General features: G+C 66.0%; 13 protein-coding genes. 9 read left to right on the forward strand and 4 right to left on the reverse strand.

The features are described from left to right. Window positions 1–109: 109 nt before the first annotated feature. Window positions 110–559 (forward strand): TIGR03667 family PPOX class F420-dependent oxidoreductase, encoded by a 450-nt coding sequence (locus ACFQZZ_RS06850; protein WP_378675518.1) that lies wholly within the window; start codon window positions 110–112, stop codon window positions 557–559. A 68-nt stretch (window positions 560–627) separates the two neighbouring features. Here the strand turns inward: ACFQZZ_RS06850 and ACFQZZ_RS06855 are convergent, their stop codons facing one another. Then, window positions 628–2,223, reverse strand: a complete 1,596-nt coding sequence (locus ACFQZZ_RS06855) for an ABC transporter substrate-binding protein (RefSeq protein WP_378675521.1) — start codon at window positions 2,221–2,223, stop codon at window positions 628–630. A gap of 419 nt (window positions 2,224–2,642) precedes the next feature. Between ACFQZZ_RS06855 and ACFQZZ_RS06860 the strand changes: the two genes are divergently transcribed. The 8 genes from ACFQZZ_RS06860 to ACFQZZ_RS06895 all read left to right on the forward strand — a co-directional run bounded on the left by ACFQZZ_RS06860 (window position 2,643) and on the right by ACFQZZ_RS06895 (window position 11,251). After that, complete coding sequence (locus tag ACFQZZ_RS06860) at window positions 2,643–3,938, forward strand: lysine N(6)-hydroxylase/L-ornithine N(5)-oxygenase family protein (protein WP_378675524.1); 1,296 nt, start codon at window positions 2,643–2,645, stop codon at window positions 3,936–3,938. Beyond that, window positions 3,935–4,333, forward strand: a complete 399-nt coding sequence (locus tag ACFQZZ_RS06865; protein ID WP_378675527.1) for a cupin domain-containing protein — start codon at window positions 3,935–3,937, stop codon at window positions 4,331–4,333. Before ACFQZZ_RS06860 ends, ACFQZZ_RS06865 begins: the two co-directional genes overlap by 4 nt. Then, on the forward strand, window positions 4,330–5,880 hold the full coding sequence (locus ACFQZZ_RS06870) for a class I tRNA ligase family protein (protein WP_378675529.1): 1,551 nt from the start codon (window positions 4,330–4,332) through the stop codon (window positions 5,878–5,880). Before ACFQZZ_RS06865 ends, ACFQZZ_RS06870 begins: the two co-directional genes overlap by 4 nt. Before the next feature lies 1 nt (window position 5,881). Then, a complete protein-coding gene (locus ACFQZZ_RS06875; RefSeq protein WP_378675531.1) occupies window positions 5,882–6,925 on the forward strand; it encodes an NAD(P)/FAD-dependent oxidoreductase in 1,044 nt (347 codons plus the stop codon). A 22-nt stretch (window positions 6,926–6,947) separates the two neighbouring features. Then, a complete protein-coding gene (locus ACFQZZ_RS06880) occupies window positions 6,948–8,249 on the forward strand; it encodes an ATP-grasp domain-containing protein (protein ID WP_378675534.1) in 1,302 nt (433 codons plus the stop codon). Next, entirely contained in the window at window positions 8,246–8,566 is a 321-nt protein-coding gene (locus ACFQZZ_RS06885) for a hypothetical protein (RefSeq protein ID WP_378675537.1), read from the forward strand. The genes ACFQZZ_RS06880 and ACFQZZ_RS06885 overlap by 4 nt, the downstream gene beginning before the upstream one ends. A 133-nt stretch (window positions 8,567–8,699) precedes the next feature. Beyond that, entirely contained in the window at window positions 8,700–10,073 is a 1,374-nt protein-coding gene (locus ACFQZZ_RS06890) for an FAD-binding oxidoreductase (protein ID WP_378675540.1), read from the forward strand. Next, a complete protein-coding gene (locus ACFQZZ_RS06895; RefSeq protein ID WP_378675542.1) occupies window positions 10,070–11,251 on the forward strand; it encodes an acyl-CoA dehydrogenase family protein in 1,182 nt (393 codons plus the stop codon). Before ACFQZZ_RS06890 ends, ACFQZZ_RS06895 begins: the two co-directional genes overlap by 4 nt. A gap of 23 nt (window positions 11,252–11,274) precedes the next feature. Here ACFQZZ_RS06895 and ACFQZZ_RS06900 read toward each other — a convergent pair whose 3' ends face one another. The 3 genes from ACFQZZ_RS06900 to ACFQZZ_RS06910 form a co-directional block, all read right to left on the reverse strand. Then, on the reverse strand, window positions 11,275–11,637 hold the full coding sequence (locus tag ACFQZZ_RS06900; protein WP_378675545.1) for a DUF427 domain-containing protein: 363 nt from the start codon (window positions 11,635–11,637) through the stop codon (window positions 11,275–11,277). A 50-nt stretch (window positions 11,638–11,687) separates the two neighbouring features. Then, window positions 11,688–12,647, reverse strand: a complete 960-nt coding sequence (locus ACFQZZ_RS06905; RefSeq protein WP_378676444.1) for an acyl-ACP desaturase — start codon at window positions 12,645–12,647, stop codon at window positions 11,688–11,690. A gap of 163 nt (window positions 12,648–12,810) precedes the next feature. Continuing rightward, entirely contained in the window at window positions 12,811–13,260 is a 450-nt protein-coding gene (locus tag ACFQZZ_RS06910) for a PaaI family thioesterase (RefSeq protein WP_378675547.1), read from the reverse strand. Between the last annotated feature and the right edge of the window lies 1 nt (window position 13,261).

Consider the following 13,261-nt stretch of genomic DNA (forward strand, 5'->3'; position numbering starts at 1 on the left):
GCCTTCTCGACGACCGAAGTCGTCGAGAAGGCCGACATATCTTGCAGGACAGGCTCTTTCGCACATCCCCCGGAATGCAAGACAACCGACAGTTCAAATGAAGGCCGATATGAACCTGATAGCTCAGCTGCCTGCCGGGCGCCGCTCGCATGTCGAGGGTCGGCTCCGCAGCAACCTGATGGCGTGGCTGACGACGGTACGCCCGGACGGCAGGCCCGACAGTGTGCCGGTGTGGTTCCTGCTGCGCGATGACGGGACCATCCTGATCTACAGCCAGCCGAAGAAGATCAAGCTCCGCAATATCAGCGAGAATCCCCACGTGGCCCTCGGTCTCGACGTAACCGACATCGGCAGGGACATCATCCGCATCGAAGGCACCGCGGCACACGTCGACGACGTGCCGCCTGCCGACCAGCATCCGCAGTATGCGGCGAAGTACGCCGAACGCATCGGGGCGATGTTCGGTACGCCGCAGGAGTTCGCCGAGATGTTCACCGAAGCTCTGATCATCACGCCACTGCGGCTGCGCACCAGTGGTGGTGTCACGGCGCTCGACTGAGGCCGGACATGACAAAGGCGGTGGCGTTGAACGCCACCGCCTTTGTTGTGCGCCGAGCTGGTACGCAATCAGTGCACCGTCACCTCGAACAGGTCGAGCTGAAGCAACTGAGTGACGGTGACATTGTCCGTCCGAGTCGACCAGCCGGACTGCACCTTCTGATACCACAGCGGAATCGCGGGCATGTCCTGCAGAATCTGCCGCTCGGCCTGCTGATACAGCACCCACCCCTCCCGCTCGGACGGTGCGGCGTCGGCTCTGGCCAGCAGCGAATCGACCGCCGGACTCGAGTAGGTCGTACCGTTCACCGCCGCGCCGGTGCGGAAGATCGGATTGAGGAAGTTCTCAATGGACGGATAGTCGGCGACCCAGCCGGAGCGGAAGATGGTCGAAATCTGCCGATCATTGATCAGCTTCCGGAATTCTCCGAACGTCGGAACGGGTGCGTAGCGGCATTCGCGACCGAGCGCCTTGGTGATGGTCACACACGCCGCGTCGATCCACACCTGGTTCGCCGAGTCGTCGTTCGAGGTCAGCTCGATGGGGCCCTGGAAGTTTGTCGACTCGAACAACCGCCGCGCTTTGTCCGGTTGATAGGTGCACAAATCCCCGCATTGTCCGCTCGCGTAGCCGGGGACACTCGGCGGCACCAGTCCATCGGGCAGTAGCTTGTCCCCGCCGAATGCGGTGTCGACTACATACTTCCGGTCGATCGCCATCGAAATGGCCTGCCGCAGCCGCGGATCGCTGTACTTCGCATCGAACAGCGGGAACGAGATCGACTGGATGCCGAGGTAAGTGTGCGACACATTGCGTCCGGACAGCTCGGACTTGTATTTCCCGCCCGCCAGTGCGGAGGCCGGAACGAAGTCCAGGTAGTCGAGTTTGTTCGCAACCACATCGGCATACGCGTCTTCGAGCGCCTTGTAGAAGCGGAACTCGACACCGGTGATGTGCGGCTTGCGCGCACCGGCGTAGCCGTCGTAGCGGTGCACGACGATGTTCTTGCCCGCCGTGTGCGACACGAACCGGAACGCGCCATTGCCGACCGGATGTGCCTCGAACGCGGCCCGGTCACTGAAGAAGCTGCTCGGCAGCGGGAAGAACGCGGCGTATCCGAGTTCCGTCGCGAAGGCGGAGAACGGGGCGGCGAGGGTCACCTCGAAGACGTGATCGTTCACGATTCGCAGGCCCGACATCTGTGTCGTAGACGCGTTCTGGACCGTGTCGTAGCCCTGGATATGCGACAGATAGGTGGCGCCCTGCAGTTTGTTCGGGCCGTAGGCGGTGTAATTCCACGCGTCGACAAAGTTTTTCGCCGTGACCGATGTTCCGTCGTGAAAGGTCCAGCCGGGCTCGAGGGTGATCGTGTAGACGCCTGAGTCGGTCGTGGTGATCGAATCGGCGACGGCGTTGCGCGGTTGCGCGGTCACCGGGTCGTACTCGACGAGTCCGGTGAACAGCGCATCGACGATTTTCACGCTGTCACGTTCGGTCGCGTCCCCGGGAATCAGTGGATTCTCCGGTTCGGTTCCGTTGTAACTGATGATGCCCCGATCGGTATCGTCCGCGGACGAACTGCTGTCGCAGGCGACGGTGAGCAGCGCCGCGGACGCGACAGCGGTGATCCCCGCGGCGAGTCGAAGCCCAAGTGATCTGGTCATGACCCGCCTACCTGCGGGTTGTCCTGTGCGGTAGTCATCTCGCAAGCTCAGCAGATCGCCCGTTTGATCGGCAGGGTTGATCGGCAAGGCCATTCAAACGCAGAACGTGCGCGGTAATGCTGATCGAGATCGAGAACGTCGCCGCAGGCTGGCGCGGCTCTCCACCACCACGGCAACAATGCGCCGCTGAACCTCGCCCGCCGCAGAAGCCACTCGGCTAGATGACGGCAACCGGTGCGTGCCCTGATCCGTTGCGGCACAGTCACTTTTCGCCTCGAGCCGCTCACGTGCAGGAGTTCGTGTCGGTGAGTTGATGTTCGGTTCGCGCGAACGGTTTCGGACAACTCCGCCGGCGCATTCACTGGCTCTCAGTTCCGAAAAGAAGTTCTGAAAGAACCCGTCAAGACTCAGGTGGAAATGTGACCGATCACGAAGTCGACGTCCTGGCGATCGGCGCCGGCCCCGCGAATCTGGCCCTGGCCGTCGCGCTCGAGGAATCCGGCGCTCGGCGCCTTGCCGAGAATACGGTGCTGCTCGAACAGCACCCCGACGTGAAATGGCAGCGCAACCTCCTGCTTCCGTGGGCACGCAGTCAGGTATCGTTCTTGAAAGACCTTGTCACCCTGCGCAATCCGCGGAGCCGGTTCTCGTTTCTCAACTTTCTGTACGAGGGCGGCCGGCTGAACGAGTTCGTCAATCTGTCGACCTTCAACCCGTATCGGTGGGAGCTGTCGGAATACCAGCAGTGGGTGGCGCATTCGCTCGAGCAGGTGCGGGTGCGCCACGACGCCCGCTGTGAGCGGGTCGAACCGCGCCGCACCACCGACGGGCGACTGGTCGGCTGGACGGTCACCCTCAGCAACGGCGACACCGTCGACTGTCGGGATCTGGTCATCGGCACCGGCCGGGACCCGCACGTCCCCGCAGTATTCCGGGATCTGCCCGCCGACCGCGTCATTCACAGCACCCAGTACTGCACGAGGATCGCACAGCAGCCCACCGACCGGCCGATCCGTCCGGTAGTCGTCGGCGGTGCGCAGAGCGCCGCCGAGATGTTCATGGCCGTGCACAGCGACCTGCCGCAGAGCACACCGACGATGGTGATGCGCTCCATCGGCCTGCAGAACTACCAGACCAGCAAGTTCGTCAACGAGCTGTTCTTCCCGTCGTTCGTCGACGAGTTCTACAACTCCGACGTCGAGGTCCGCGGCCGCATCCTCGACGAGGTCCATCTGACCAACTACGCGGGCTTGGCGCCACCGTTCCTCGACGAGCTGTATTCGATGCTCTACCAGCAGCGGATGCTCGGCAAGGAGCGCTCAACCATCCGCTCGATGACCGAGGTGGCCGCCGCGCGCATGGACGGCGACGAAGTCGTGCTCGAGCTGCGTGATCTCAAGAGCGGCAAGGTCGAGCCGTTGCGCTGCGACGTGGTGCTGCTCGGCACCGGGTACGAGCAGCAGATGCCCGCGCTCGTTCAGGATCTCGCCGACCGGCTCGGCATCGCCGACATCGAGGTGAGCCGCCGCTACCGCCTCGACCTCGGCGAATCTGCTTGGGGCGCAGTCTATCTACAAGGCGTCAACGAGGCGACGCACGGCATCTCCGACACCTTGATCAGCGTACTTGCGCACCGCTCTCAGGACATCGTCGACGACATCCTCGATCGCCGTCATGTGGCCGCGGGCGCGTTCCCGGAAAGCAGGACGGCATGATCGAGATCCGCAGGCTGGACCGGGCCAACCTCACCGAGGCCTACGGCGTCGCCTCCGAGCGACTGCTGCCATGGGCCGCACTCAATGCGCCGTTCGAGGGCGCGTGGTGTGTGCTGCGTCCGGGTGACGTGTCCTCGGCGCACGCGCACCACGAGTACGAGTTGTTCATCGCGATGGCGGGACGCGCCACGCTCGAGGTGGACGGCGAGGAGCGCGAATTCGTCGCGGGTGACCTGGCGCATCTGATCCCCGGCACCACCCATCACGTCAGAAACAGCGGCGACACCGATTTCGAGTGGTACGCCATCTGGTGGGACACCGACATGTCGGCGACTTTCGTTGCCAGGCACGCGGATCCGGCCCTCGCCGATCCTGAGAACGCGGTTGCGCCATGACCGGCCCGACCATCGTCATCTCCCCCGCTCCGACGGCCAACGGTGACCTGCACCTCGGGCACGTGGCTGGTCCCTTCCTCGCCGCGGATGTCTACACGCGCTACGCCCGCTCCGTCGGCCGGAAGGTGTTGTTCGGCACCGGCGTTCAGGACACCTCCACGTATGTGCTGACCACCGCGACTCGGCTGGGCACCACACCGCAGGCACTCGTCGAACGTTCGGCGAAGGAGGTCGAGGCGACACTCGCCGCACTCGGCATCGCGGTGGACGCGTTCACCGGCTGGGAGGAGCGGTTCACCTCCTTCGTCGGCCGGGTGGTTGGTGAGCTGCGCGCGAAGGGCGCATTGCAGTTGCGGCCCATGCCGTTTCCGTACTCGCCGCGCACCGGCGAGTACCTCGTCGACGGCCACGTAGCGGGCACCTGTCCGGTGTGCCTGGCGGGCAGCAGTGCGGGCCTGTGCGAAAGCTGCGGGCACGCGGTCGGTGCGGGCGACCTGCTCGATCCCCGGTCTACCCGGCATCCCGAGGATCCGCTGGAGATTCGGGAGGTGAAGGTACTCGTCCTGCCGCTGGAGCAGTACCGGGATCGGCTGCGCGCGCACTTCGCCGAGGCCGCGGGTTTGTTGCGCCCCCACGCGGCCCAAGTCGTCGAGGAACTGCTGGCTCGGCCCTTGCCGGATTTCCCGGTCACCTATCCGATCTCGTGGGGTATCCAGGCTCCGGGTGACGATCTCGCGGGTCAGGTGGTGAACCCGAACGCCGAGCCGGTCGCGTGGACGATGTACTGCTCCATGCTCGCCGCCGAACGACGCGGTCTGGAACCGACCACCGAGGACGCATTGTGGCGGCCGGAGGCGGCCGCGCAGGTCGTGTACTTCCTCGGCATCGACAATATCCACCCGTTCGGAATCTCCGGACTGGCGATGCTGCTCGCCCTCGGTGACTATCAGCTGCCGAAGCTGTTCCTCACCAACGAGTTCTACGAACTCGATCACGAGAAGTTCTCCACCAGCCGCGGCCATCTGGTGTGGGGCCGCGATCTCGCCGCACAGGCCCCGCGCGACCTGATCCGCTTCCACTTGGCGGCCAACAGCCCGGAGCTCCAGCGCACCAGCTTCAACCATGCCGAGCTCGCCGCGCTGACCAGGACCCGACTTGTCGAACCATGGAATCGGGTGGCCGCCAAGGCCGATGCCTGGGTGTGGCGCGGTGCGCTTCCGGTCTCCGACCGTTCACGAAAGGCCGCGGCGCGCATCGTCGAACGGTTCCGCGTCGCCTATGAACTGCCGCGGTTCAGCCTGAACCGGGCCGCGGAAACCCTCACCCAGCAGCTGGCCCGGCTCGACCGCGTCGAGATCACGGCAGGCGGCGACTTCTGCCATGAGGTCGATGTGCTGTTGCGCTGTGCCGCACCGATTCTCATCGATCTGGCCGCGACGGCGCTGTCCGGCTCCGACATGCTGCCCGACAGCGACGTCCGAAAGGTCGTCCAGCGCAGGACGATCGAACCGGTGCGGCTGCCGCGCCTGCAACCGCTCGAGGTCTGAGATGAGCGTGGTCGTCATCGCCGGAGCGGGCGTCACCGGACTCATCACCGCGGTCCGCTGCGCCCGCGCCGGGCACCGCGTCACCGTGGTCGACCGGGGGCCGATCCCGAATCCGAGCTCGAGCTCGTTCGATCAGCATCGAGCGATACGGGCGCTCGCGCCCGGCGATGCCGCCGCCACCCGTACCTCCGCCGCGTTGCACCGGCGCTGGCTGCGGCTGCAAGCACTGCTCGGCGGCCAGTTCTATCGGCGGATCGGCGTGGTTACCGGTTGGCCCGCCGATCGGACCGACGATGTCGTCGACGTGGCACGGCGGGCGGATATCACCATCAGCCTGTTGGACCCGAATACCTTGCCGCACATCGTGCTACCCGCGGGCTACGTCGGCGTGCGGGAAACGGACGCGGGCGTGCTGCTTGCCGAACGGGTGCTGCACGCGGCCACCGCGTGGTTGCGCCGCCATCCCGCTGTGACCCTGCGGCCGTGGCGCGAGGTCGTCGCCGTCGACACCGATGCCACCAGGCTGGAGCTCGACGACGGCACTTCGCTCACCGGTGAGGTGATGTTGCTCGCCACCGGTGCCTGGACCGGACAACTCGTCGATGTACCGACGATCCTGCACCGCCAGACCACCGTCTATCTACGTCCACCCGACGACCTGCGGGCATGGTGGGACCGAGCGCCGAGCGCCGGCAATATCGGCGCCGATGCCACCGGCTGGCTGATGCCGCCGGGCGCGGGCACCCTGCTGAAACTCAGCTCGACCGAATTGTGCCGCGACGCGGCAACACTCACCGAACCGAACGAAGACCGCACCGCCGCACGGCAATACATCGATCGGATTCTCACCGATCCGCACCGCTACACCGTGGCCGCGATCAAACAGTGCCACTACACCGTCGACGCGGTGACCGGCTGCGGCGCGCTCGCGCAGCCGGGACCCGCGGTTTGGGCCCGCGCGGCCACCGGCGGCGACGGATTCCGTACGGCGCCACTGGTCGCCGACCACATTGTCGAGCTCGCGGCCGCCGGACTGGCCGCCTGATGTCGAAGGAAGAAGAGAAGGCATGACTAACACCCCCAACGACGTCCTGCTCGCGATCGGCAGCGGACTGAAGCTTTACCGCGAATATCTCGTGAAGTCGGTCGCGGCTCGCGCCCGTTCGCGCGGCCTGGACCTGGTGTTGCTCAACAACATCGAACCCACCTGGCAGCACGAGTACTTCGACGAGATCGTCGTCGCGAACGTCTTCGACCACCAGATTCTCGCCGACCGCGCCCGCGAAATCGCGGGCCGCCGCCACGTGGTCGGGCTGATGTGCTGGGACGAACCCCTCGTCCAGCCCGCAGCGGAAATGGCAGAAGAACTCGGTGTACCCGGCCTGAGCTCGCTCGGCGTGCGCGGCTGCCGCGACAAGAACCGCACCAGGCAGGTCCTCACCGCGGCGGGATTGGTGCAACCGCATTTCGAGCTCACCACCTCGCTGGAACAGGCGCGGACGGTGGCCGACCGCATCGGGTATCCGGTCGTGGTGAAACCGCAGGCGCTCGGCGCCAGCATGGGCGTCGTGCGTGCCGATGATCGCGCCGAACTCGACGCCGCCTTCACCACCGCGACCAGTGCGAGCGCCATCGGCGACGAACCCTTCCGTGGCACCGCGATTGTCGAGGAATACGCCGTCGGCCCAGAGATCAGCATCGACGCCGCCGTGTACAAGGGCGAGTACCTGCCGATGTTCCTGGCGCGCAAGCGAACCGGGATGGAGCCGTACTTCGAGGAGGTCGGTCACCTCGTCGACGCCGCGGACCCGCTGCTCGAGGACGAGGTCCTCTTGGACACCCTGGCCGAGGCGCACCGGGAACTCGGCGTGGAGAACGGCATCACCCATACCGAGGTCAGGCTCACCGCGCGCGGGCCACTGATCATCGAGGTCAACGGGCGGCTCGGCGGCGACCTGATCCCGTTCCTCGGCAAGATCGCCACTGGGATCGACCCCGGTGAGGTGCTCGTCGATGTCGCGACCGGACACCGCCCCTCCACCACACCGACGCAACGGGCCGCGGCGGGCATCAGATTCGGTTACCCCGAACATGATTGCGTCGTGCGCTCGGTCACCGTGCCCGAGCATGGACCGGGCCTGGTCACCGCCGCGGTGATGGTCGAGCCCGGCGCGGAACTGCGGCTGCCGCCCGGCGGCTACATCGCGCGGCACTCGTTCGTGGTGTGCGAGGCCTCTGATTCGCCGCGTTGCGACGAATTACTCAAGGCGGCAAGCGCTTCCGTCGAACTAGTCGGTGACCCGCTCGAACCGCTCGCGGCAGGCGCGACATTCACGCTGCCCGCCGGACTGTTGGACGCCGACAAATGATCGACTACGACGGCAGGCGATTTCGCAACCCGGACAACGACGATGGCGTCATCGCCCGCTATCACCAGCAGGGCGACCTGGTGTGGGCGGACTTCGCCGGTGGCAGGATCCGCCGCGGCATCGTCAACGGCACCTGTGACGCCGAAGGTGTCCTGCGCATCGGGTACACGATGGTGCTGCAGGACGGCGAGGTGATCTCCGGCTTCGCCCGCTCCGAACCCGAGCACACCGACGCCGGGCTGCGGCTGCGCGAGGAGTGGGAGCGCTTCGGGCCGAACGCCGCCAGCGGGATCTCCTATCTGGAGGAAGTCTGTTGAACCGGAAGCCAGTTCTCGCGCAACCACCGCGCCCACTTTTCCGCTCCAGCGACCTCGAGGACGATCAAATGACAGGGCCACACCTGCCCATTCGAGTTCCAGCACGCGACCCGCTCCTACCGGACGGACCGCAATGAAGGGGCTGGAACGGCTGGTCTACGGGCGCGTCCGCGTCGTGGGTGACGACGGGTTCGATACCGCGACAAGGCCGTTCAACAAGCGCTACGCCGATGTTCGCCCCACGGCGGTGCTGTCGGTGCGCTCCGCCGACGATGTCGCGCGGGCGATCACCTGGGCACGCGAGGAGAACATGTCGATCGTCGCGCGCGGCGGAGGACACAGCTACGCGGGCCATTCGGTCGGCACCGGTCTGGTGCTGGATCTGCGCGGACTCGATGACATTCGGGTCGACGCGGCGAACGGGCTGATCACCGTCGGTGGCGGCACCCGCAACGGCGCGATCTACGCCGCGCTGGAGCGGCATGACCTGGCGGTCCCACTCGGCAATTCCAACGAGGTCGGCATCGGCGGGCTGGTGCTCGGTGGCGGCGTCGCCGCGGTGTCACGCTCCTTCGGTCTCACCTCGGATGCGCTGGTGGAGACCGAGATCGTGCTCGCCGACGGCACCACCCGCGTATGCAGTGCCACCGAGAACGCCGATCTGTTCTGGGCCTGCCGTGGTGGTGGCGGGGGAAACTTCGGTGTCAACACGTCTTTCACCTTTCAGGCGCGGGCCACGGCACCTAGCTCGACCTGTTTGTTGCTCTGGTCGTGGCAGCACGCCAGGGAGGTCCTCGCGGTCATGCAGGAGGTGATGGCGCAGGCACCTGACGAATTCGCGGCCCGCATCGGCGCTAGCCGCGCGGGTGACGGCGAAGGCGTCGTCTCCGTCATCGGTCAGCATCTCGGGCCTGCTACCGAGCTGCGGGAGCTGCTCGCACCAGCCATCGCGGTCGCCACACCGGAGCGCGCCGACATCGCCGACCGCAGCTACTGGGAGGCGAAAGACTATCTGCACCACGAAACCTCGGGCGACCCTTTCGCGGTCCGCACCCGGTGCACTCCGAAACCGTTGGGCGACAACGGCGTCGAATCCATCGTCGCAGCCATCGACCGCTGGCCGGGTAGCGCCAACCCCGATGGTGCGGGCGTCGCCCTGTTCACCTGGGGCGGCGCCATCAATCGGATCCCGGTCGCCGACACCGCCTTTCCGCACCGCGACACGCTGTTCCTCATCTCGATGGACACCTCGTGGAGCACCACCGATCCCGCGCAGTCGGTGTGGAGCAATCTCGAATGGCTCGACGGTCTGCACGAGGACATGGGCCAGCACGCCACCGACGCGTCCTATGTGAACTTCACCGACCCCGCCCTCACCGACTGGCAGTCGGCCTACTACGGACCGAACTATCCCCGCCTGGCGCAGATCAAACGCCGTCACGATCCGGATCAGTTCTTTCACTTCCCGCAGGCGATCAACGCCACCAGCAAGGAGACCTCAGCATGACCCTCGTCGAAGAACCACGCACCGACCCGCTGCCACGCGCGGGCGCCGAAATCCTCGCCCGCGCACAGTCGCTCGCGCCTCGGCTGCGCGAACGCGCCGAGGAAATCGAGCGGGCCCGCAGACTGCCGAGCGACATCGTCGATCTGCTGCGTGACGCGGGCGTCTTTCGCATGGCCTTCAGCCACGCGTGGGGCGGCCCGGAGCTGACCTCTATCGAGCAGACCGAGGTCGTCGAGGCCCTCGCCTACGGTGACGCCTCTGTCGGCTGGTGCGCGATGATCGGTTCCGACACCGGCCTCTATGCACGCTTCCTCGACGAAGCGGTCGCCAAAGAGATGTTCCCCAGCATCGACATGGTCACCGCGGGCCTGCTCTTCCCCACCGGTCGCGCCGAGCGCGTCTCCGGCGGCTTCCGCCTGACCGGCCGCTGGCAGTTCGGCAGCGGCATCACGCACGCCGACTGGGTCGTCTCCGGCGCGTTCATCCAGCGCGACGGCCAGCCCGAACGCGACGCCGACGGCGCACCGGACTCGCGCCTGTTCATGGTGCCGCGCGCCAAGGTCGAGATCATCGACACCTGGCACACCACCGGCCTCGCGGGTAGCGGTAGCTGCGACTACACCATCACCGACATCTTCGTGCCCGAGGAGCACACCCTCGAATTCGCCACCGTCCGTGGGGAAACCGGCCCGCTGTCGCAGCCGGAGGTGCACATGCGCAATATGCCGGCGGTGCCGCTCGGTGTCGCGCGCGCCGCCCTCGACTACGCGCGCGCCGAATCCGTTGCGAAGGCGGACGACTACCGTCTGCAGGTCACCATCGCCGAATGCGAGGCCGACTTCCACGCCACCCGCGCCGGGGTTTATGCCGCCATGCGGCGGCAGTGGGAAATCCTGTCCACCGACGGCACTCTCGACGCCCTCACCCCTGACGAGCGCGCGGCCCTTCCGCTTTCCCGGCTGCACGCGTTCCGCACGGCTCGCTCGATCGTCCAGCGTCTGTACGACCTGCGCCAGACCTCGTCGATCTACCGTCCCTCTCCGCTGGATCGCTGGCTGCGCGACACCAACACCATGTGCCAGCACATCGTCGCCCAGGACCGCATCCTGCAGTCCGCGGGCGCCCATCTGATGGGTGGAGCACCGGGCTTCAAGCTCTGTATCGGTCTCGTGCGATAGCAGCTGCCGCGACCGTTCACGTGTTACGGAGTGTCGACGCGATCCGGGTAGAACGCGATGTGGTCCTTGATCTCGGCGACAGCCGGGTACGGCGACTCGTACGCCCATCCTGCGTCGACGCTCTGTTTGCCGTCGACCGACACGGTGTAGTAGCTCGCGTCGCCCTTGTAGGGGCAGTAGGTGGTCGTGTCGGTGCGCTCCAGCACCGAGTCTTCGGCATCGGCCAACGGCAGGTAGTAGACCGGCGGGTAGGACGCTTCCCGCAGCACCAGCGCGTTCCTCGTGTCGATGACCACGCGTCCGTGCACTCTGACGACCACGCGCTCCTGGTGCGGCGTAACGGTGATCGGATGATCCGGGCCTGGCTGTAGAACAGGTCTTGTCATGGATACTGCAACCGCCGCCGGCGATCGTCCTATTCCGGACGAAACGGCGTTCAGATGGCTTGACGTTCGCGCTTCATGGCCTCGCGGGCGAGGGCACGGTCACGTTGTTCCTCGAACTTGAGGACGTCCTTGCCGAGCTTTTCCAGAAAGGCGGCGAGTTCGTCGCGCCGCTGTTCGCCGCGGGGAGTGAAGTCGGTGCGATCGAAGATGTTCCAGATGCGCAGGACCGGGGTGATGACCTCTTCCAGATGCTGGCGCAGGTCGTAGATGCCGTGTTTGGCCATCAGGACGCCGTTGCGACGGAAATTGGGCATGCCGGCGCCGGGCATCTGGAAGTTCTGGATGATGAACGAGATGGCCTCGAGGGTCTGGTCGGGGGCCAGATCGAGGGCCGCTGCGCACAGGTTTCGGTAGAAGATCATGTGCAGGTTTTCGTCGGCGGCGATGCGTTGCAGCAAACGATCAGCCATCGGATCGTTGCAGACCCGGCCGGTGTTGCGGTGGCTGACGCGGGTGGCCAGTTCCTGAAAGGTCACGTAGGCGACGCCCTGCAGAAAACCGGTCTCGCCCATGCCGGTCGGGTCCGTCACCCCGTTGGTCATATGGATCATCCGCGCCTCTTCGAGGGCGACCGGGTCCACACCACGGGTGATCACGAGGTAGTCCCGCATGGCAATGCCGTGACGGTTCTCCTCGGCGGTCCAGCGGCCGACCCAGGTGCCCCACGCCCCGTCCTGGGAGAACGATTCGGCGATCAGACGGTGGTAGGACGGCAGATTGTCCTCGGTGAGCAGATTGGTGATCATCGCGGCCTTGGCCAGCTCGCTCAGCTTGGACTGCCCCGGCTCCCAGTCGACGCCGCCCATGGCGGCGAAATTCCGGCCCTCGTCCCACGGCACGTAATCGTGGGGGTGCCAGTCCTTCGCCATGGACAAGTGCCGGTTGACGTTCTGCTCGGCCACCGGCTCCAGCTCGATCAACAACTCCAGCTGACTCAAGGTCCTCGTCACCATCGTGTTCCTATCATCGAATCGAAGCGGGTTCCGCACTCCAGGCTATCGACGTTTGCTCGCAGAATGCTCTGGCACAGAGATCATTTCGACCAAGGCTGATGGGGCAATCATCCACTCGTAGAGCGATTGCAACAAGGGCTCGAATTGTTCGACGTGATGGTCAGAGGATCAGTTGGGTGCAGCGGAACAGAGCCATGGTCTTGCCGGAGCCGTCGCTGACCGCGGCATCCCAGACCTGGGTGCGGCGGCCACCGTGGACGAGGGTGGCCTCGGTGCGGATCAGGCCGGCGCGGGCGGTGGCGAGGAAGTTGGTCTTCAGTTCGATGGTGGTGAATCTGTCCGCCCGGCCGGGCAGGCCGAGGCGCACGCCGAGACCGCACGCGGTGTCGGCGAGCGCTACAACGGTGGCCGCGTGCAGGTAGCCGTTGGGGGCAAGGAGTTCCTCTCGAACCTCCATTTCCGCGGTGACGCGGGCGGCGTCGGCGGTGAGCACTCGCACGCCGAGCAATCCCGGCAGTCTGCCTTGCAGCAGCTCGGTGAGTTGGGCGGCGGCGTCTCCGTTGGTGATGTTCGGGGTTGCGCGGTGTGGTGCGACCGGTGCATCGGCCATG

This window comes from Nocardia sp. GCM10030253 (genome assembly GCF_042675075.1).
Taxonomy (GTDB): Bacteria; Actinomycetota; Actinomycetes; order Mycobacteriales; family Mycobacteriaceae; genus Nocardia.